Source organism: Rahnella victoriana (assembly GCF_004330295.1).
Lineage (GTDB): Bacteria > Pseudomonadota > Gammaproteobacteria > Enterobacterales > Enterobacteriaceae > Rahnella > Rahnella victoriana.
The window spans coordinates 193,336-211,847 of record NZ_SJOJ01000004.1; the positions used below are offsets into that span (position 1 = coordinate 193,336).

Annotated in this window: 21 protein-coding genes and 1 pseudogene; 9 read left to right on the forward strand and 13 right to left on the reverse strand. The window is 55.8% G+C overall.

What is annotated here, in order from left to right; all coding sequences use genetic code 11:
* Window positions 1–32 precede the first annotated feature (32 nt).
* Window positions 33–134, reverse strand: a pseudogene (locus tag EYY67_RS24880) (hypothetical protein); the annotation flags it as partial.
* A 224-nt stretch (window positions 135–358) separates the two neighbouring features.
* Here EYY67_RS24880 and yedA point away from each other — a divergent pair.
* Window positions 359–1,276: a drug/metabolite exporter YedA gene (yedA, locus tag EYY67_RS05265; protein WP_131692988.1), complete on the forward strand. Its 918-nt coding sequence runs from the start codon at window positions 359–361 to the stop codon at window positions 1,274–1,276.
* 80 nt (window positions 1,277–1,356) lie between these two features.
* Here yedA and EYY67_RS05270 read toward each other — a convergent pair whose 3' ends face one another.
* The 9 genes from EYY67_RS05270 to EYY67_RS05310 are packed head-to-tail and all read right to left on the reverse strand — an operon-like array spanning window position 1,357 to window position 8,266.
* Window positions 1,357–1,893: a DUF3833 domain-containing protein gene (locus tag EYY67_RS05270; RefSeq protein ID WP_119822173.1), complete on the reverse strand. Its 537-nt coding sequence runs from the start codon at window positions 1,891–1,893 to the stop codon at window positions 1,357–1,359.
* A gap of 24 nt (window positions 1,894–1,917) precedes the next feature.
* Complete coding sequence (locus tag EYY67_RS05275; protein ID WP_119822174.1) at window positions 1,918–2,445, reverse strand: hypothetical protein; 528 nt, start codon at window positions 2,443–2,445, stop codon at window positions 1,918–1,920.
* Window positions 2,445–2,945: a DUF2878 domain-containing protein gene (locus EYY67_RS05280; protein ID WP_131692989.1), complete on the reverse strand. Its 501-nt coding sequence runs from the start codon at window positions 2,943–2,945 to the stop codon at window positions 2,445–2,447. The genes EYY67_RS05275 and EYY67_RS05280 overlap by 1 nt, the downstream gene beginning before the upstream one ends.
* Complete coding sequence (locus tag EYY67_RS05285) at window positions 2,942–4,174, reverse strand: SAM-dependent methyltransferase (protein ID WP_095922732.1); 1,233 nt, start codon at window positions 4,172–4,174, stop codon at window positions 2,942–2,944. Before EYY67_RS05285 ends, EYY67_RS05280 begins: the two co-directional genes overlap by 4 nt.
* A 2-nt stretch (window positions 4,175–4,176) precedes the next feature.
* Window positions 4,177–4,893 carry a DUF1365 domain-containing protein gene (locus EYY67_RS05290; RefSeq protein ID WP_131692990.1) on the reverse strand — a complete coding sequence of 239 codons (717 nt, stop codon included), beginning with the start codon at window positions 4,891–4,893 and terminating at the stop codon, window positions 4,177–4,179.
* On the reverse strand, window positions 4,890–6,248 hold the full coding sequence (locus EYY67_RS05295) for an NAD(P)/FAD-dependent oxidoreductase (RefSeq protein WP_131692991.1): 1,359 nt from the start codon (window positions 6,246–6,248) through the stop codon (window positions 4,890–4,892). The genes EYY67_RS05290 and EYY67_RS05295 overlap by 4 nt, the downstream gene beginning before the upstream one ends.
* 1 nt (window position 6,249) lies before the next feature.
* Window positions 6,250–6,966 carry an SDR family NAD(P)-dependent oxidoreductase gene (locus tag EYY67_RS05300; RefSeq protein WP_131692992.1) on the reverse strand — a complete coding sequence of 239 codons (717 nt, stop codon included), beginning with the start codon at window positions 6,964–6,966 and terminating at the stop codon, window positions 6,250–6,252.
* Window positions 6,966–7,418, reverse strand: coding sequence for a nuclear transport factor 2 family protein (locus tag EYY67_RS05305; protein WP_095922728.1), 453 nt, complete (start codon window positions 7,416–7,418; stop codon window positions 6,966–6,968). The genes EYY67_RS05300 and EYY67_RS05305 overlap by 1 nt, the downstream gene beginning before the upstream one ends.
* Window positions 7,418–8,266 (reverse strand): MerR family transcriptional regulator, encoded by an 849-nt coding sequence (locus EYY67_RS05310; RefSeq protein ID WP_242675572.1) that lies wholly within the window; start codon window positions 8,264–8,266, stop codon window positions 7,418–7,420. The genes EYY67_RS05305 and EYY67_RS05310 overlap by 1 nt, the downstream gene beginning before the upstream one ends.
* Window positions 8,267–8,450: 184 nt before the next feature.
* On the opposite strand from EYY67_RS05310, the gene EYY67_RS05315 reads away from it, so the two are divergent.
* The 3 genes from EYY67_RS05315 to EYY67_RS05325 are packed head-to-tail and all read left to right on the forward strand — an operon-like array spanning window position 8,451 to window position 10,052.
* Window positions 8,451–9,020 carry a helix-turn-helix domain-containing protein gene (locus EYY67_RS05315; RefSeq protein ID WP_131693011.1) on the forward strand — a complete coding sequence of 190 codons (570 nt, stop codon included), beginning with the start codon at window positions 8,451–8,453 and terminating at the stop codon, window positions 9,018–9,020.
* A 25-nt stretch (window positions 9,021–9,045) separates the two neighbouring features.
* The gene (locus tag EYY67_RS05320) at window positions 9,046–9,582 is read left to right on the forward strand and encodes a GNAT family N-acetyltransferase (protein WP_095922726.1); all 537 of its coding nucleotides are present in this window, start codon (window positions 9,046–9,048) and stop codon (window positions 9,580–9,582) included.
* Window positions 9,579–10,052 (forward strand): GNAT family N-acetyltransferase, encoded by a 474-nt coding sequence (locus tag EYY67_RS05325; protein WP_242675573.1) that lies wholly within the window; start codon window positions 9,579–9,581, stop codon window positions 10,050–10,052. The genes EYY67_RS05320 and EYY67_RS05325 overlap by 4 nt, the downstream gene beginning before the upstream one ends.
* Here EYY67_RS05325 and EYY67_RS05330 read toward each other — a convergent pair.
* From EYY67_RS05330 to EYY67_RS05340, 3 genes are read right to left on the reverse strand one after another with little or no spacing between them, the layout of a single operon-like run.
* Window positions 10,049–10,813: a molybdopterin-dependent oxidoreductase gene (locus EYY67_RS05330; protein ID WP_131692993.1), complete on the reverse strand. Its 765-nt coding sequence runs from the start codon at window positions 10,811–10,813 to the stop codon at window positions 10,049–10,051. The two genes, EYY67_RS05325 and EYY67_RS05330, sit on opposite strands and share 4 nt — an antisense overlap.
* The gene (locus tag EYY67_RS05335) at window positions 10,806–11,447 is read right to left on the reverse strand and encodes a cytochrome b/b6 domain-containing protein (RefSeq protein ID WP_131692994.1); all 642 of its coding nucleotides are present in this window, start codon (window positions 11,445–11,447) and stop codon (window positions 10,806–10,808) included. The genes EYY67_RS05330 and EYY67_RS05335 overlap by 8 nt, the downstream gene beginning before the upstream one ends.
* A gap of 25 nt (window positions 11,448–11,472) precedes the next feature.
* Window positions 11,473–12,096 carry a hypothetical protein gene (locus EYY67_RS05340; RefSeq protein WP_095922723.1) on the reverse strand — a complete coding sequence of 208 codons (624 nt, stop codon included), beginning with the start codon at window positions 12,094–12,096 and terminating at the stop codon, window positions 11,473–11,475.
* A gap of 212 nt (window positions 12,097–12,308) precedes the next feature.
* Here EYY67_RS05340 and EYY67_RS05345 point away from each other — a divergent pair, with 212 nt between their 5' ends.
* From EYY67_RS05345 to EYY67_RS05365, 5 genes are all read left to right on the forward strand, one after another.
* Window positions 12,309–12,983 carry a heavy metal response regulator transcription factor gene (locus EYY67_RS05345; protein ID WP_095922722.1) on the forward strand — a complete coding sequence of 225 codons (675 nt, stop codon included), beginning with the start codon at window positions 12,309–12,311 and terminating at the stop codon, window positions 12,981–12,983.
* Window positions 12,976–14,412, forward strand: a complete 1,437-nt coding sequence (locus EYY67_RS05350; RefSeq protein ID WP_242675574.1) for a heavy metal sensor histidine kinase — start codon at window positions 12,976–12,978, stop codon at window positions 14,410–14,412. The genes EYY67_RS05345 and EYY67_RS05350 overlap by 8 nt, the downstream gene beginning before the upstream one ends.
* Before the next feature lie 233 nt (window positions 14,413–14,645).
* The gene (gene eptB, locus EYY67_RS05355) at window positions 14,646–16,322 is read left to right on the forward strand and encodes a kdo(2)-lipid A phosphoethanolamine 7''-transferase (RefSeq protein ID WP_131692995.1); all 1,677 of its coding nucleotides are present in this window, start codon (window positions 14,646–14,648) and stop codon (window positions 16,320–16,322) included.
* Between the two features lie 130 nt (window positions 16,323–16,452).
* Window positions 16,453–17,562 (forward strand): endonuclease/exonuclease/phosphatase family protein, encoded by a 1,110-nt coding sequence (locus EYY67_RS05360; protein ID WP_131692996.1) that lies wholly within the window; start codon window positions 16,453–16,455, stop codon window positions 17,560–17,562.
* A gap of 5 nt (window positions 17,563–17,567) precedes the next feature.
* Window positions 17,568–18,482 (forward strand): LysR substrate-binding domain-containing protein, encoded by a 915-nt coding sequence (locus EYY67_RS05365; RefSeq protein ID WP_095922719.1) that lies wholly within the window; start codon window positions 17,568–17,570, stop codon window positions 18,480–18,482.
* Window positions 18,483–18,512: the final 30 nt, after the last annotated feature.

The window sequence follows — 18,512 nt, forward strand, 5'->3', positions numbered from 1 at the left end:
GCGTCGTTATCGCTGACCGGTTTAGCGTCGTCCTGGATCACCACGGCATAACCGGCAACCATCACGCCACCAATTGCGCCAATTGCCATCAGACCAAACAGCGCGATAAATAATTTTTTGCCAAGCGAATTCATGTGCAATACCTCAGAAATTTGAACGACGAATTATAAATCGTTTCCTCACCCCTGCAACAGACTATTCATGCTGTGATTACTTTTAGCCGGATGCACAGGTATTTTTTGTCATATACAGAAACTTTTTAGCAACATTTTGACGCGATAGCACAGATTTCCTTGCCGGTAATCAGGCCAATAGCGTTAACTGTCTGCCTTCGTTATCACGCTAATAAGTTATTTCTATGATGGGTTCTGCCGGACGTGCTCTGCTGCCGTTAATCGCCTCACTGTTTGCGTTGTATTTTATCTGGGGTTCTACCTATTTCGTCATCCGCGTGGGGGTAGAAAGCTGGCCGCCGCTGATGATGGCGGGTCTGCGTTTCTTCGTCGCCGGATGCATTCTGTTTACTTTCCTGCTGTTACGCGGGCATCACGTTCCGACCCTTAAACAATGGATGGCCGCCGGTGCGGTGGGCATCTTGCTGCTGTCGGTGGGTAACGGGCTGGTGACGGTTGCCGAACATATGCAGGTGCCGTCTGGCATTGCGGCAGTGATGGTTGCTACCGTGCCGCTGTTTACCCTGTGCTTCAGCCGCCTGTGGGGCATGCCAAACAGCCGTCTGGAATGGACCGGCGTTGCCATCGGTTTGTTCGGCATTGTGCTGCTCAATACCGGCAGTAATCTGCAAGGCAACCCGTGGGGCGCGGCGCTGATCCTGCTCGCCTCGCTGAGCTGGGCGTTTGGTTCGGTATGGAGTTCGCGTCTGCCCCTGCCAAAAGGTCTGATGGCGGGTGCGGCAGAAATGATTATCGCCGGTGTGGTGTTGCTGGTCGCCAGCCGGTTCAGCGGTGAACACCTGACCGCCGCCCCCTCGCTGAGCGGCTTTCTGGCGCTCGGCTATCTGGTGGTATTCGGCTCGATGATTGCCATCAGCGCCTATATGTTCCTGCTGAAAACCGTACGTCCCGCCGTCGCCACCAGTTATGCCTATGTGAATCCGATCGTCGCGGTATTGCTCGGCATAGGTTTCGCGGGCGAATCCCTGTCGCCGGTGGAGTGGGTGGCCTTAGGCGTGATCCTCTGCGCAGTCCTGCTGGTGACGCTGGGGAAATTCGTGTTCGCGCGTAAGAAAACTAAGATCACGGAAGTGAAGGTTTAAACCGCTTCCCTTTCGCAGATGTGACAGCTGGGTTGTTTTACTCCTCCCCTTCGCAGGGGAGGAAGCAGATCGAATTAACCTCATTTTTTCTCAAAGAAGATCGTCACCCGCGCTACTTCCACGCCAAATTTTTTCAGCGACGTGACGTTAAACAGGTGCTGTTCGTCCTGCTGGTAAATCCAGTCATCGAACGTCAGGCGGTAGGTGCTGTCGCCTGATTTCACGTCCATCACGTATTTCCAGTTGAAGGCATTGCCTGCGGATTGCCCGGTGGCGGTGCCGATAATGTCACCCGCCGTGCCGGTGTAATGGCCATCCGCCAGTTTACGGATACGCCAGACGCGGGTCTGTTTTTCGCCGTCGTCATAGACAAAGTCTTCATGCAACGTCAGCGTATCGCCCGCCACGTCACCATGGATTTTGACGGTGAAGCGCCGCGTCTGTTTGTTGCTGTGATCCTGCACCATGCCGTACGCCACGCTGTCACCGGCAAACCAGCTGAAAATATCCAGCTTCGGTTGTGCCTGCGCGTAATCCTGAACAGTGGCTTTACAGCCAGTCAGTAGCAGCATTGTGCCGACGATCAGCGTTAAAAAAATCTTTCGCAGAACAGTCATAAAAACTCCCCCAATAAGATGGTATTAATCGGACGCAGATGCGCCGGTCAGCCTGCTGCGTAAATCAGGATATTGCGTGGCGGGCGAGAGCCAGATCGCCAGAAAAGCATCGCGGAATGCCGGGCTGAATGGCTGGCCCACCGGCGTACTCAGCACGCTGTTCGCGGGCTGGCTGTAAAACTGGCCGCCATTCTCAGTGGCGACAAACACAATTTCGCTGCCGTTGCTGACATCCGGCCAGGTGTTCTGCACCGCGTCCAGCCAGCCATATTCCTGTGCCTGCGCCAGTAATCCCAGCGCCTGCCATTGTTCTTCGGTGGCTTTGGTCAGCTCCTGATGATCAATGTTGCGCAGATACTCAATCTTCAGTGCCTGCGGCCATTTCCCGGCCTGATACTTACCGTCGGGTGTCAGCAGTTGCGAGTGATAAACCTCAAACGGCCCCCAGCTCAGGGTCGCGCGCCCGACCTGTTGCCACGGGCTCCAGGGCGTGGCGGCAAAGGCAGAGCAAGACATCATCAGCCAAAGTGCTGCGAGAAATACGCGCATCATCAGGTTTTCCGCACTGTATGGTTGCTTAGCAAAACCGGCAGGCTTATCAGCGGTAAAAATATCGCCCAGCCCGCCGCCAGTAAGAGCCAGACATACACCGGTGCGGCGAGAAGTTGCATAGCACCAAGCTGCATACCGAGGTAATAGGCCAGCGGGCCGCTGACCGCGCCGATGAGAGGAAGCCAGTACCACGTCAACCGGATAGTGCCCAGTAACCACAGCCACCATGCGCTGAAACCCAGCCATAATGCCATCATCCACGGCGGTACGGCGGCAGAATCAGTAAATTCAAACAGACCTGAAATACACCACAGCGAATCCATCATGATGCCAAGTGTACAGGCGGTCGCGACCCACAAACGTCGTCCGGAGGGTGTAAACGCCAGCATCAGAAAACTGCTGATCAGCAGAAAAATAATAAAACGGTCGCGCCCCCAGACGGCCAGTGTCCACCAGACGTCAAAGCCCAGTGTCAGCAGCCAGAAGCGCAGCGATTTCATCCGCGCCGCTCGGCGACCAGTTGCACGGTGCTGATGGTGCGGGCGCGGAAACCGGCCTCGCAGTAGCACAGATAAAACAGCCACAGGCGACGGAAATATTCGTCCTGCACGCCGTCAGTCTGCGCATTCCAGTAGTGCTGCACCCGTTCGCGCCATTCATGCAGGGTGCGGGCGTAATCGGAACCGATATCGAACAGGTCACGCACCACCAGACTGGTGCAGCGGGTCATGGCGTCGTTCATCGCGGTGATCGAGGGCAGAAAGCCGCCGGGGAACACGTAGCACTGAATAAAATCGACGTTACGGCTGTAGGCGGCGTATCGCTGATCGGCGATGGTGATCGCCTGAATCGCCATGCGCCCCTGCGGTTTCAGCAGCGCGTTGCAGCGTTTAAAAAAGGTGGAGAGGTAGCGTTTACCCACCGCTTCGATCATCTCGATGGACACCAGTTTATCGAACTGGCCTTTCAGCGCGCGGTAGTCTTCAAACAGCACCGTCACGCGGTCACTCAGCCCGGCTTTTTCGATCCGCTCACAGGCATAGCGATATTGCTCGCGGGAAATGGTGGTGGTGGTCACCTGACAGCCGTATTCACGCGCGGCAAATTCGGCCATCGCGCCCCAGCCGGTGCCGATTTCCAGCAGATGGTCGCCCGCGTGTAACTGCAACTGTTCACACAAACGGCGCATTTTGGCTTCCTGCGCCTGCTCCAGCGTCATCTGCGGTTCCTGATACCAGGCCGAGGAATACAGCATCTTCTCATCGAGAAAACCCTGATAGAAATCGTTGCCCAGATCGTAATGCGCTGAGATATTTTTCCGCGCCTGCGCCGGGCTGTTACGGCGGAAAAAATGAATAATTTTTTTGGCGGGTGTGCTGAGCCAGCTGAGGCGCGCACTGATTTTATCCACCAGCTTCATATTCTCGGCCAGCAGCTGTAAAACCGTGGTCAGATCGGGCGTGGTCCAGTCGCCATCAATAAAGCTTTCCCCCGCCGCCACGCTGCCGCCCAGTAAGACACGCCGGTAGGCGCGCAGGTGGCGGACGTCAATTTCGCCCTGCAACAGAGCGGTCGGATCGCCAAAGAATATCGCCTGCTCACCGGGTTCACGCAGTGTCAGACCGGCCCCTTTGAGCTGCTTCAGCACGCCAAGGATCATGGCGCGTGCCGCTTTGCTGCGCCTGTTATTCGCCGCGGCACGGGCGAGCTGCATTTCAGGTTGGCTCATGGTCAGTCCTTATCAACGGGAGGATGAGAATAAACAGGTGCCCGTTTCAGCCACAGTTTCAGCGCCTGCCAGTAGATCGTCAGCGCGGTTTTTGCGGTCATGACAGGCAGCCGCCACAATTGCTGACGCAGCGCCTCGCGGGTCAGCGGGCGGGCTGTCAGTGAAAGGGCGGCATCGAATTCCCGTTCTTTGCGGTGATTTTCGATCGTGATGTGTAACTGCTTTCCCGGGGGCGTCAGCCGCCAGTGATAGACCATGTCCATCGGATTAAAGGGCGACACATGAAAGGCTTTCGGCACAGGTTGCGAGCCGTCGGGGAGCACGGCGTAGGTGTGGCGTTCATTCCAGGGGGTGTTGCGCACTTCGGCCAGCATCCAGCGCAAAATACCCTGTTGATCATAAAGATAGTAGAAGTTAACCGGGTTGAAATAGCAGCCGAAATAGCACAGCTGGCATAACAACATCACCCGCCCGTCGGGGCGTTCGCCGGTCAGTTCGGCGATCCGTGCCTGCGCTTTGGTTTTGATGTCGCCACCGCCGAGATAATCTTTGCGGCGAAAACTGGCCGGGGAGAATTTTTCCAGCCGGATCCCCCGCGCGGGCAGCTGTTCCAGCTCATCAAGATCAATCAGCGGCATGAAAATATCGTAATCGAAACGGTGCTCAACCGGCGTAAAGCGGCGATGTCGTACCGTGCCGACATACAACTGGCTGTTCATGACGCCTCCCGCTTTTCCTGCTCATGCTGCAACTGCACACTGAAAAGCTGCTGATTAAGCTGTTCCACCACGTCACGCGCGCTGTTGACGCCATCTTCGTGAAAGCCGTTGTACCAGTACGCGCCGCAGAACCAGGTGCGGTGATGACCGTTGATGCGGTAGCGTTCCTGTTGTGCATGATGGCTGGCCAGATTGAGCACCGGGTGCCTGTAGGTGGTGCGGAACAGGATTTTGCTTTCGTCGACCGGCGTCAGCGGATTGAGCGACACACAGAACGTCTGCGGCGCATCCAGTCCCTGCAAAATATTCATGTTATAGGTCACGCTGGCGCGGCGGCGGTGCGACGGATTGCTGTCGCGCATATCCGCACGCGCCGCCAGATGCAGCGAATTCGGCAACTGATAATTCCAGCTCGCCCAGGCGCGTTTTTCCCGTGGCAGCAGATGGGTGTCGGTATGCAAAATCACGTCGTTACTCTGATACGGCAGCGCACCGAGAATGCTCCGTTCGTCGGCGGTGGCGGTGTCACCGAGGATCGCCAGCGCCTGATCGGAATGGCAGGCGAAAACAATCTGATCAAAATGCTCTTCGCCACGCGCCGAATGCAACGTCACGCCGCATGGCGTCCGCACCACCTGACTGACCGGCGTAGCGGTCAGCAGCCTGACGCGGGACGGCAGTTTTTCCTGCATCCGGCGGATATATTCCCGCGAACCGCCGGGCACCACCATCCACTGCGGGCGGTTACTCACCTCCAGCAGCCCGTGATTGTTGAAGAAACGCAGAAACATCGACAGCGGGAAGTTCGCCATATCGCTCAGCGACGAAGACCAGATCGCCGCGCCCATCGGCAGCACGTAATGCAGGGCGAAGAACGGCGTAAAACCGTTTTGATCGAGCAGATCGGCCAGCGTATCTTCGTCGTTATGCGGGTTAAGCAGGCGCGCTTTGCACAGTTTGTTAAAGCGCAGGATCTCGAAAATAAACCGCCAGAACCCCGGCCTGAACAGATTACGGCGCTGAGCAAACAGGCTGTTGAGCGAGTGGCCGTTGTATTCCAGTTTGCTGGCCGGATTGCGCACGGAAAAACTCATTTCCGTCGGCTGGCCTTCGATGCCCAGCTCTTTGAGCAGGGCAATAAAATGCGGGTAGGTGCGTGAGTTATAAACAATAAAACCGGTATCGATGGCGTACTCTTTGCCGTCGGAAATCACATCCTGCGTGGCGGTGTGTCCGCCTAAGGTGGCCGAGGCTTCGAACACCGTGATCTCGCAGTCGGGCTGGCTTTTTGCCAGCAACCACGCGCAGCTCAGCCCTGAAATTCCACTCCCGACGATGGCCACTTTTGTTGTCATTTTATTTCACCATTTTCCGGCATAACCATTTTTGCACACTGACGGGCAGCCACGAAGCCACCTTGAGAAAACCGACAAAGAGCGGGGGAAAGGCAATTTCGCTGGCACCCTGCGCCAGTTTTTTCCGGATGTGTTTTGATGCCTGTGCGGCGGTTACTATCATTGGCATCGCGAAATCATTGTGCGAGGTGAGCGGCGTTTCGACAAATCCCGGCTGGATCAGTGAAACGTGGATCTGACGTTTTGCCAGATCCACCGCCAGTGAACGGGCAAAAAAGGCCAGTGCGGCTTTGGATGCGCCGTACGCTTCACTGCGTGAAAACGGCAGCAGCCAGGCGACGGAACCGACCAGCGCCACACGGCTGCCGGGCGCCAGGCCGGGGAGCAGGGCATCGAGGCAATTGACCGGGCCGTTGAAATTGGTGTTCATCACCCGCGCGACTTTTTCGGCATCGACGACACCGTTGTCGAGATACTCGCAGGTGCCTGCACAGAGGATCACGATATCAGCCTGTACTCCGCCCAGCGCCTCGCGGGTGGCGGCTAAATCGGTGATATCAAAAGATAACGGCACGATCAGCGGGCTGGCTGCGGCCACCGCCGTGAGCTTTTCGCCATCGCGCCCGCAGGCCATGACTTCCCAGCCTTCAGCGGCATAATCCAGCGCCAGTTGCTTTCCGATGCCTGAACTGGCACCGGTGACCAGCACACGGCGCATTATTTCAACCTGGCTTTAACAGCGCGCACGGCACCGCCGAGCACCGGCACATGCTCATACAACATGGCCCCGAGATCGTAATAATCGCGCTGATACACGATGCGGTTTTCATTCAGCCGCAAATGGCTCGCGCCATTCAGAAACGTTGCCTGACCTTTTCTCAGCGCCGGATGGGAAAACTCCATCCGCCAGAACAGCGAGGCTTCGTCTCCCTGCACCAGCGGCGGCTGGATCTCAAAACGGCAGTAGTTGACCTTTTTGAGTAACTGCTCGAAATAGCGTTCAAGCGCATCCACCCCGTCGTAATGCGAAACGGGGTCGATAAACACGATATGCGGATGATAGATACGGGAAAGCTGGGTCAGCCGGCTCATGTCGAGCTGGGCATAAAATTCGCACACACGGGTCAGCACATCCGCCGGTATGGCGGGTTCAGGGAAAGGTTTAATCATTATTTTTTCCTTTCATGACGGTCAGACACGATATGCAAAAGAGTGTGGGGATCTTCTTCCGCGATGTCTTCGCCAGCCTCTGCGCTGTCGGACTCTTCCGCGCCCAGTAACCGCGCGGTGCTGCCCAGAAGAATGATCGACAATCCCTGTTCCACCCACATGAGCAGGCGCTGGCGCTGAACCTGCGTCAGCTTGCCTTCAGACCACAGCAGGATTTGCGAATCGCTGAGGCTTTCAAGATACGGATCGCTGAGCGGCACCGGCAATATCTCAACCTGCATGCCTTCCTCACAGCGGACAATGGCTTCCAGCCACAACTCGGTGCTGTCGGTGTGTCCCCAGGCCACCAGCGTGGCGGGCGGTCCCGGTCGTTTGCGGGCGGCATTCATGCACATGACGGCGTGTTCGATGATCAGGCCGTCAAGCTGGCTGCGTAACATCAGCAGCCGCGAATCGCCCGAACTCAGCCGCGCACGCAGCGGACGAAGAACATTATTCACAAACGCCGCCGCCGGATATTCGCGCCCGAATTCCATGATCAGCTGACGGACTTTTTGCGGGCGACCGTCCTGCAGGGCGTTCAGCAGCTGATGCTCTGACTGCGACCAGCCGCCCGGCAGCGCGTCGACTTTACCTTCCAGCAGGGATTTGACCTGACCGACCGGAATGCCCCGGTTGATCCAGCCCAGAATGGTGCGGATGGTATCGAGATCGTCATCATTAAACAGACGGTGACCGCCTTCCGTGCGCTGGGGTTTCAGCAACCCGTAACGCCGCTGCCAGGCGCGCAGGGTGACCGGATTGATTCCACAAATACGGGCGACTTCGCCGATGCTGTAAAGAGACATAGTTGAATCCAAAATATTCATAACACTTATGAGATAACTCTAGCGCCAGATCGCAAAGCTGTACAACTTTATTATTTTTGTACAACTTAACAAAAACTTTTCGCTTACATCATTTTAACTTGTGCAATTCCCATATAAGAGATAATTTCCCGATATTGAGATTTAACGCATGAAGGGGAAGATGATGGAAGAAGGGCAGGAGAGTCAGGATCTGCGGCTGGCGGAAAGGCTGGCAGAATTGCGGGTAAGCCGGGGCTGGTCGCTGGAACAACTGGCGCAGCTGACCGGCATCAGCCGCGCCACGCTCTCGCGGGTGGAGCGGGCAGAAACCAGCCCGACGGCATCGTTGCTTGGCAAACTCAGTGCGGCGTACGGGCTGACCACATCGCGCCTGCTGATGGCGCTGGAAGACAATCCGCCGGAGCTGATCCGTGTCTCACAACAGCCGGTGTGGCATGACCGCGAAACCGGCTTCGAGCGCCGTTCGGTTTCCGCTCCCGCCCCCGGTTTTCGCGCTGAACTGATTTCCGGCGTCCTGAAAGCCGGTGCCACCATCACCTACGACGCACCGCCGGTAGAGGGCCTTGAACAGCATATCTGGATGCTGGATGGTGTGCTGGAATTCACCCTTAACGGGCGCGGCTACCGGCTGGAACCGGGCGACTGCCTGCGTTTTCATCTTCATGGTACCTCCTCCTTCCACGTGCCCGGCCCGCAAGATGCCCGTTACGCCGTCGTCATTTCACGTCCTTAATCTCTGAGAAAAAAGGTTTATTCCTATGCAAAACAGCAATGAAGTGGTGATCAGTGAAGTGCAGGGCGGCGTACTGCCAGCGGAAGATCTGGACGCGCTGGCCGAAACGCTGATGCAGTCGGTGGCGCTTGGCGCGAGTATCGGATTCATCCTGCCTTTTGGTTTTGTGCAGGCGCAGGCGTTCTGGCAAAAGCTGTTACCGGCGTTTGAGCGTGGCGAAAAACGGCTGCTGGTGGCGCGGTATGAAGGGAAAATTATCGGCACCGTACAGCTGGTGGTCGATCAGCCCGCCAACGGCATTCATCGCGGTGATGTGGTGAAACTGATGGTGCATCCCGACGGACGCCGTAAAGGGATCGCCCGCAAACTGATGGACGCCGTGGAAACGCTGGCACGTCAAGAGGGCAAAACCTTGCTGGTGCTGGACACCGTCACCGGCAGCCCGGCGCAAACGCTGTACCACGATCAGGGCTTCACGCTGAGCGGCACAATCCCGCACTATGCGATGTCAACGGAAGGCATGCTGGAGTCCACCAGTGTGATGTATAAGGTGCTGGTGTGAACTGGCGGATTGCGCCGGAGGATGTCGGTACGCCGGATGCCGCACAATTGCTGGATGCGCTTTCGCAGACGCTGGCGGCCATCACTGGCGACAGCGGGCGTTCATCGTTTTCCGTGGATGATATGCAGGAGGCCGGGGCGTGTTTTGTGATCGCCCGTGACAGCTGCGAAAATGCCGTCGGATGCGGCGCAATCCGGCCGCTGCAACATGACACTTGTGAGCTTAAAAGGATGTACGCAACGCCCGGACATCCGGGACTGGGCAGTGCGATTCTGGCATTTCTCGAAGCGCAGGCCGCGGCCTCAGGCTATCAGGCGTTATGGCTGGAAACCCGTCGGGTAAACCTGAACGCGGTAGGTTTCTATCGCAAGCGGGGTTATACGGAAATCGATAATTACGGCAGATATCGCGGCAGACCGGAAGCCGTGTGTCTGGGGAAAGTGCTTTTTTGCGTTTCCCCCGAAGACTAAATCCCGCTAAACCAGTTATAGCCCTGATCTTCCCAGTAGCCGCCCGGGTTTTCGTTGGTGACGAAAATCGCGCCGATGTGTTTGGCGTTTTTGAAGCCCAGCTTGGTGGGCATTCTCAGGCGTAACGGGTAACCGAAATCCGGCGGTAACGGTTTGCCGCCGAAATCCAGCGCCAGAATGGTTTGCGGATGCAGCGCCGTCGCCATATCGATGCTGGAATAATAGCGGTCGTCACATTTGAATCCGACGTATTTAGCGGACAGATCTGCGCCGACGTGCTGTAAAAACGTTTTCAGCGGCACGCCTTTCCACTGACCAATTGCGCTCCAGCCTTCAATGCAAATCAGACGGGTGATCTGACTTTCCTGCGGCAGTCGCTGTAACTGTTCCAGCGTCCACGAGGCTTTCTTTTGCACCAGACCGGAGACTTCAAGCCGGTAATTGGGAATGTCGATTTCGGGTACGTTGTATTCCGGATAATAAGCATTGAAGCGAAACGGCGTGGTGATCTGGTCAGCGCGATAGGTTTGCGCCAGTTTTTGCCCGCTGAACAGCCAGCCCTGCACGCGGTCATTCCAGCGCGACATCGCCCACAGCACTTTGTCGACCTGATCGCCATCCTGCAAATTACAGCCGGTCAGCATCGACACGGCCCCTAATGTCAGCCCGGAGCGCAGCAATAAGCGGCGCTGGATATTGACCAGTTGCTTGCGCTGGTCCGGTTCAATAATGATTTTTGGCCGCGGTGATTTATCATTCATCCGTGCTTTCCTCTGTCACTGTTTTTTTGCCACCGGTCAGCATGGCCACCAATGTTTTCGGCACCAGCAGCACCATCAGTACGTGGATCACCACGAACAACATCACGCCGCTCATCGCGAAAAAGTGCACATAGCGGGCGATATCAAAGCCGCCAAACAGCCACACCAGCCCGCTGAACTGCACCGGTTTCCAGATGGATAACCCCGACAGCACCAGTAACAGACCGAGCAACAACACGCCGCTGTACATCAGTTTTTGTACTGCGTTGTACTGCCCCAGCTTGTGCGGCAGTGTAAAGGTCAGTGCGCGAACGGTATCGCGCCAGACGCTACGCGGCGTAAAGGGGAAAAAGTCGCGGCGGAAATGCCCGCTGAACATCCCCCACAGCAGATAAAACAGGGCGTTGGCTGCCATCAGCCACATCACCGCCAGATGCCAGGCAATGTTGCCGCCCAGCCAGCCGCCCAGCGTGGTGTTTTGCGGGAAGGTAAACGCAAAAATCGGGTCAGCGTTATAAATGCCCCAGCCACTCATCACCATGCCGGTCATGGCAAGCACATTAATCCAGTGACAAATACGGACCGGCCAGGCATGGATCCGGCGTTTACGTGGTGAAGAAGGCTGAGGTTTCACGGGTTATCTCCTGTTACGCAGCGGATTACATCGGTGGCGCGATGCCGTCTTTACCGGCGGCAATACCCCGTGCGACCAGCGCACCTTTGTCATCTTTCATCGCAAACAGCACGATTTTTGTGCCCGGTTTCAGCAGGCTGCGGTCGCCCGGTGCCAGCAGTACCACCGGGACATCGTCCGGCACGACCACGGTTTTCTCGGCGTCATGGTATTTCACGGTCAGCGTGCGGCCATTGCTGTTCACCAGCTTGCCGACGGTGCCGTTGGTCATGGTGTTGATTTTGCCGTCCGGCGATTCAAACGGATTGAAGCCTTCACCGCTGCCGCGCAGGCTTGGCGCGAAGACATGCACTTCCAGCGCTTTCAGTGTGCCGTTGGCTTGTGGCACGGCGGCTGTCCCGATAAAGCTGTCGGCTTTGATATCGCTGATTTCGCCCTTGGTCACCGCATTGATTTTGGTCTGATCGGTGAGCTTAACGTCGAGCTTTTCGCCCTGGCGGGTAGTGATTTGTACCGATGAGTCATTAACTGAATCAATGGTTCCGCGTGTGGGTTTAATCACATTATCGGCGGCAAAGGCCGGGGACATTCCGCTGCACATCAGCAGGGAACCCAGTAACAGACCAGCGAGACGTGTAGGTGTATTCATGATGAGATCTCCATTTTACAGCGTTATTTCATTCGGTTAAGTGAATCACTGAAGCTGCCAGTGACGAATAACTTCCTTAAGAGTGGACGATAAACCGGGATTGGCTGATGACAAATTGATGACAAAATTGTCATCAAAGGTGTCTGATGAAACTGATAAACTTCCGGTGAATCATTCTTTAGGTGAATGGTCATGCGGCACTGAGGGCCTGAATGCGAATACTGGTAATTGAAGATGATGTCAGTACAGGCGACTACCTGAAAAAAGGGCTGACGGAAGCCGGTTACAGCGTGGATCTGGCGCGTAACGGTGCCGACGGGTTGTTTCTGGCGCTGGAAGAGGGTTACGACACGGTGATCCTCGACGTGATGCTGCCGGGGCTGGACGGCTGGCAGGTGATGGAAGTCCTGCGGAAAAAAAGCGACGTGCCGGTGCTGTTTCTGACCGCACGCGATGAAGTGCAGGATCGTATTCACGGGCTGGAACTGGGCGCTGACGATTATCTGATTAAACCGTTCTCCTTCACCGAGCTGGTGTTGCGTATCCGGACCTTGCTGCGCCGTCCGGCAGCGCGGGAGCCGGATATTTATTCTGTCGCCGACCTGCATCTTGATGTGCTGCGCCGCCGGGTGACGCGTCAGGATCAGACCATCGCGCTGACCAACAAAGAGTTCATGTTGTTGCAATTACTGATGCGCCGCGAAGGCGAAGTGCTGTCGCGCACCATGATCGCCTCACAGGTCTGGGATATGAATTTCGACAGCGATACCAACGTGGTCGACGTCGCCATCAAGCGTCTGCGCGCCAAAGTTGACCGCACCTTTGAGGTGAAACTGATCCATACCGTACGTGGCATCGGCTACGTTTGCGAAGTGCGTCATGACTGATCGCCCGTCTGCCCGTCGCCCGGAACGCGCCATGTCGCTGACCCTGCGCGCCACCTTACTTTTCGCGCTGATCGCCTCGCTGGTGGTCAGTGCCGTGGGGTTTTATCTTTATTACTCGATAGATAAAGAACTGATGCGCCGCGCGGATTATCAGGTCAGCGGACGCGTGCAGTATTTCCGCCATCTGCTGGCGAATGAATTCCCGCTGTCGCAGCTGAGCCGCAATCCGGGGCTGTTTGAAAATATGCTCGGGAACGAACGCGATATCCTGACGTTCGGGCTGAGCAATGAAAAACCGCTGATCAACGTCAATCCCTCCCGGCTGGATTTGCCGCCGGTTGCGGCGGTGGCAGACGGCCAGCCGCTGACACTGAAGACTGTGCATCAACTGACCGCGCCTGACGGGACGCCGGTACGTTTTGCCCGCGCGGCGGTAAAAATGGAAGACGGGCGGACGGTTGAAATCACCGGTGCGCATTTCATGACGGAAGAATCACGCCTGTTACAGACCTTCCGCTGGGAAATTATCGGCGCGGTGCTGTTCGCGTATCTGCTGATTGCCGGACTCGGCTATCTGGTGATCCGCCGCGGACTGCGGCCGCTGCGCCATATGGCGCACGAGGCAACGCAGATCCATCCGGCCAGTTTGTCCACGCGGCTGACGGCAGCAAAAGCGCCGCAGGAATTGCAGCAACTGATTTATTCCTTTAATGACATGCTGGACCGGCTGGCGGAAGGCTATCAGCGGCTGACGCAGTTTTCCGCCGATCTGGCGCATGAGATCCGCACGCCCGTGGGGGCGCTGATGGGGCATTGTCAGGTGGCGCTCTACCAGCCACGCACGGTGGAAGAATACGAAACGCTGCTGGCGAACAATATGGAAGAGCTGGAGCGCATTTCGCGCATGGTGGAAAACATCCTGTTTCTGGCGCGGGCCTCCGACGCGCGGTCTGTTCTGACCATCACCGCCATAGATGTGTCCACGGAAATGACCCGCATTCAGGACTATTTTGAGGGGCTGGCCGAGGAGCGAGAGATGACGCTGGACGGTAAAGGGGCGGGCGTGCTGTTCGCCGATGCCATTTTGTTCCAGCGCGCGCTCAGCAATCTGGTGGCTAACGCGGTGCGTTATGGCCGCGCGGGGAGTGCCATCGTGTTGCGCGCCGAACCGCATCCCCGCGGTATGGATATTCATGTGATCAGTCAGGGCCATCCGATCCCGGCGGATAAGCTCGGCAAACTGTTCGATCGTTTCTACCGGGCGGATGCCTCACGCAGTGAAGGCGGCAGTTCCAGCGGTCTCGGTTTATCCATTGTTCAGGCCATTATGGCGCTGCATCAGGGCCATGTGACGGTGGAAAGTTCAGCGCAGGGGGAAACGCGTTTCACGCTCTCTTTTCCGGCGGCTGATCACACGTTTTCTCAATAGTTCCTCAATGAGAGGGAAAAATTGCGTAAGAATTGGCTAAATATTTCTGTGTTATGTGGTTGAATCATAAGAAATTCGTTAATTTCGTTACATTATCACATTGGAAGAAACCAATCAGTTTGAACGAAAATACGCGGCCCGGGGTCTGATTAGTCCTAAGGAGTGGGTTCCATCCTCCGGTACGAGCGGTCTGTACGACGCAACCAGACTCACCAAAGAGCCACTTATTTCTGATGCATAAACTACGTTCACTTTCGCAACAAAGCATTTCTTTGTTCATTGCACTTTATCTCGGGCTTCTGCTAAACCTTCCGATTTTCATCCGCCGTTATCAGCAACTGCATTATGACAATGCCTTGTCGATTGCTGTCGAAATGGTGGCATGTTTCGCGCTGGTCTATTTCCTCTGTATGTTGCTGTCGTATACCGGAAAAACCGTTTTCCGCGTGCTGATGACCGCCATCGTGATTTCTTCCGCAGCGGCCAGCTATTACATGATCCTGTTTAACGTCGATATCGGTTACGGCATCCTGGCGGCGGCTCTGGCTTCTGATTCCATTGATTTATCAAAAGAATCGGTCGGCACCCATTTTATCGCCTGGACCGTACTGGTGAGCCTGTTGCCGGTTCTGTTGCTGTGGCTGAGTAAAATGCCGGGCGCGGGGCTGAAACAGACCACGGTTAAAAAGCTGGCGGTCAGAACCTTGCTGCTCGCGGTGTCCGGCCTGCTCTGCTATATGCCGTTGCGCCTGATGGGCAAGGTGCAGGATCGCCAGGACATCGTGAACAACCGCATGATGGCCAGTTACGGCGGCGTCGTTGCCGGTACCTACTCGCCATCCAACTGGCTTTCGGCGTTAGGTCTTTACACCTACAGCAGTTACAGCCAGGCGGAAGACACTAAAAATCTGTTCGATCCGGCCAAACATTTCACTTATACCGCACCGGCAGATGCCAAAGACATGTACGTGGTGTTTGTGATCGGTGAAAGTGCCCGCCGTGACCATATGGGGCTGTACGGCTATGACCGTGACAACACGCCAAATCTCGACAAAGAGAAGAATCTGGTCGCCTTACAGGGCTATTCCTGTGACACCGCCACCAAGCTTTCCCTGCGTTGTATGTTTGTCCGCGAAGGCGGGGCGTCGGAAGAACCGCAGCGTACCCTGAAAGAGATGAATGTCTTCTCCGTGCTGAAAAGCAACGGCTGGAGTTCAGAGTTATATTCCATGCAAAGTGAAGCCTGGTTCTATAACAAAACCCGTGCGGATGATTATTCACTGCGCGAAAACATCGCCTCTGAAAAGCGTAACGCCGGTAAGCCGGTAGATGACATGTTGCTCATCGATGAAATGAAAGATTCGATGAATAACCATCCGGACGGTAAGCACCTGATTATCCTGCATACCAAAGGCTCGCATTACCTGTATTCCGACCGCTATCCGCGTTCTTTTGCCAAATATAAGCCGGAATGTATGGGCATTGATGATTCCTGTTCCACCGGGGAAATGATCAACGCGTACGATAACTCGCTGTTGTATACCGATTACTTCCTGTCGCAGGTCTTTGACCAGTTGCGGGATAAGAACGCGATTGTGTTCTACGCCTCCGATCACGGCGAGTCGATTTCTCAAAGCATGCATTTCCACGGCACACCGCGTGATCATGCGCCGATCGAACAGCGTACGGTGCCGATCATGGTCTGGGCGTCAGATAAATTCCTGGCTAACGATCAGAACAAAGCCAGCTTCGAACAACTGCAAAAAATGGCAGCGGCGAAGACGCCGGCGTTCCACGAAAAACTGTATGACACTATTCTGGGCTGTATCGGTTACACCTCGCCAAACGGCGGGATTGTGGAGCAGCACAACTGGTGCCATGTGCCTGATCAGGCCGCTGCAACAAAATAATCTGTGCTAAATCTGCCGCCTTTTTCTAAACAATGAAGAGGGCGGCGACATCCCCCGCGTTTTAAGTCACAATCGGTTAACATGCCTTTAAGGTATTTAAATTTTGCTTTTTTATCAGGGCCGATAACCGATGCAAGCACTCCGAATCACAATCTGTGTCCTGACGGTCATCATGACGTTACTGACGCTGCTCCCCTTTTCTAGAAATCAGCGCTGGTGGGTGCGTGTCTGGGATTTTCCGCGCTTACAGATGGCGTCACTGTGTCTGGTTTTCCTGCTGACGGAACTGGCGATCATGCCGTTCGGCGATGGCATTACCTTCACGGTGATTATCCTGACCGTGGCCTGCATGGCGTATCAGACCTGGTGGATCCTGCCTTATACCCGCCTTTACCGGAAACAGGTGAAGAAAACAGTATCCGACAGCCATTCGCGCATCAAAATCATGAACAGCAACGTGCTGATGACCAACCGTAAGCCGGAAAAGTTACTGGCGCAGATCCGGCAATACCAGCCGGATATTCTGGTGCTGCTGGAAACCGATCAGTGGTGGGAAGATCAGATGGCAGAACTGGATGCCAACTATCCGCACAGCCTGCGATGTCCGCTGGATAATCTGTACGGTATGCATGTGTATTCACGTCTGCCGATGCACGCCGCGAAAATTCAGTATCTGGTGGCTGACGATATTCCTTCCATGCATTTTCGCGCTGAACTGCCATCCGGTGAGCAGGTGATCTTGCACTGTCTGCACCCGATGCCGCCCAGCCCGACGGAAGCCGACGAATCCACTGACCGCGATGGCGAACTGGTCGCTGTCGGTCATACTGCCGCTAAGGCGCGTTATCCGACCATCGTGACCGGCGACCTGAACGATGTGGCATGGTCGCGCACCACGCGTCTGTTTATGAAAATCAGCGGCCTGCTGGATCCGCGTCGTGGCCGTGGCATGTACAACACCTTTCACGCCAGCTATCCGTTCCTGCGCTGGCCGCTGGATCACGTGTTCCACAGCAAGGATTTCACCCTGGTTGACCTGCGGCGTCTCGGTTTCATGGGGTCAGATCATTTCCCGATCCTGGTTGAACTGGCGCTGACACCTTGTGAGGGTCAGGATCAGGAATCGCTGGAAATCGAAGAGGAAGATCTCGAAGAAGCGGAAGAAAAACTGACGAATGCCGGAGTGAAAAGCACTGACGTACACAGGGCGGAAAAACTTAATATGCCGGTCTGCGGATAATCATTATGACAAGTGAACGCGACCGTCTGCCGCTGGCGGAAGATTTACGGGTGTTTCTGGCGGTGGTGAATAAACAAAGTTTTGCTGCTGCCGCCACTGAACTTGGTCAGTCTCCGGCCTATGTCAGCAAGCGGATCCAGATCCTTGAAGAGTCGCTGAATGCCCGTTTGTTGCACCGTTCCACTCGCGGTGTGCGCTTAACCGACGAGGGTGAAAGAGCCCGTCGCTGGGCGCTGCAAATTCTGGATAACTTCGAGCAGTTTATCGGTGACCTGTCGGATTCGCGCACCGAACCGCGTGGCAATGTGCATATTTGCAGTTCGTTCGGTTTCGGGCGCTGCCACGTGGCACCTGCGGTGGCTGAACTGGCGGAACAGTATCCGCTGCTGAATCTGCGGCTGGATTTGTTCGACCGGGTCGTGGATCTGGTCGCCGACGGGATCGACTTGGAAATTCTGGTCGGTGACGATATTCCACAGCAGCACATCGGCAAAAAGCTGGCGCAGCATCAGCGTATTTTGTGTGCCTCTCCGGCGTATCTGGATGCGCACGGCGTGCCGGAGTCAACGGATGCGCTGGCGCAGCATCAGTGTCTGGTATTAAAAGAGCGCGATAACCCATTTGGCATCTGGACTCTCACCGCCAGAGACAAAGAGGTTCGCGCCCGTGTAAAAGGACCGCTTTCATCGAACAGCGGCGAAGTGGTTCTGCAATGGGCACTGAAAGATCACGGTATTATCCTGCGCTCAGAGTGGGACGTACGTCCTTATATCGAACGAGGGGAACTGGTTCAGATATTGCCAGACTATTCACAACCCGCCAGCGTGTGGGCGGTTTACCCGACGCGCCTTGCAGACTCCGCCAAACTGCGGGTATGCGTCGAATTCCTTCAGCAGCGGTTCAGTCAGTTACTGACCTAGCGCCGTTTTTATCCGGCGCTTATGAGATCA

Coding starts and splice junctions, on each gene's coding strand:
- EYY67_RS05345 (WP_095922722.1), top strand. CDS start 12,309: ATGCGAATACTGGTAATTGAAGATGATGTCAGTACAGGCGACTACCTG.
- EYY67_RS05360 (WP_131692996.1), top strand. CDS start 16,453: ATGCAAGCACTCCGAATCACAATCTGTGTCCTGACGGTCATCATGACG.
- EYY67_RS05350 (WP_242675574.1), top strand. CDS start 12,976: ATGACTGATCGCCCGTCTGCCCGTCGCCCGGAACGCGCCATGTCGCTG.
- EYY67_RS05295 (WP_131692991.1), bottom strand. CDS start 6,248: ATGACAACAAAAGTGGCCATCGTCGGGAGTGGAATTTCAGGGCTGAGC.
- EYY67_RS05310 (WP_242675572.1), bottom strand. CDS start 8,266: ATGTCTCTTTACAGCATCGGCGAAGTCGCCCGTATTTGTGGAATCAAT.
- EYY67_RS05365 (WP_095922719.1), top strand. CDS start 17,568: ATGACAAGTGAACGCGACCGTCTGCCGCTGGCGGAAGATTTACGGGTG.
- EYY67_RS05330 (WP_131692993.1), bottom strand. CDS start 10,813: ATGAATGATAAATCACCGCGGCCAAAAATCATTATTGAACCGGACCAG.
- yedA (WP_131692988.1), top strand. CDS start 359: ATGATGGGTTCTGCCGGACGTGCTCTGCTGCCGTTAATCGCCTCACTG.
- EYY67_RS05270 (WP_119822173.1), bottom strand. CDS start 1,893: ATGACTGTTCTGCGAAAGATTTTTTTAACGCTGATCGTCGGCACAATG.
- EYY67_RS05340 (WP_095922723.1), bottom strand. CDS start 12,096: ATGAATACACCTACACGTCTCGCTGGTCTGTTACTGGGTTCCCTGCTG.
- EYY67_RS05285 (WP_095922732.1), bottom strand. CDS start 4,174: ATGAGCCAACCTGAAATGCAGCTCGCCCGTGCCGCGGCGAATAACAGG.
- EYY67_RS05320 (WP_095922726.1), top strand. CDS start 9,046: ATGCAAAACAGCAATGAAGTGGTGATCAGTGAAGTGCAGGGCGGCGTA.
- EYY67_RS05300 (WP_131692992.1), bottom strand. CDS start 6,966: ATGCGCCGTGTGCTGGTCACCGGTGCCAGTTCAGGCATCGGAAAGCAA.
- EYY67_RS05315 (WP_131693011.1), top strand. CDS start 8,451: ATGGAAGAAGGGCAGGAGAGTCAGGATCTGCGGCTGGCGGAAAGGCTG.
- EYY67_RS05290 (WP_131692990.1), bottom strand. CDS start 4,893: ATGAACAGCCAGTTGTATGTCGGCACGGTACGACATCGCCGCTTTACG.
- EYY67_RS05305 (WP_095922728.1), bottom strand. CDS start 7,418: ATGATTAAACCTTTCCCTGAACCCGCCATACCGGCGGATGTGCTGACC.
- EYY67_RS05275 (WP_119822174.1), bottom strand. CDS start 2,445: ATGATGCGCGTATTTCTCGCAGCACTTTGGCTGATGATGTCTTGCTCT.
- eptB (WP_131692995.1), top strand. CDS start 14,646: ATGCATAAACTACGTTCACTTTCGCAACAAAGCATTTCTTTGTTCATT.
- EYY67_RS05280 (WP_131692989.1), bottom strand. CDS start 2,945: ATGAAATCGCTGCGCTTCTGGCTGCTGACACTGGGCTTTGACGTCTGG.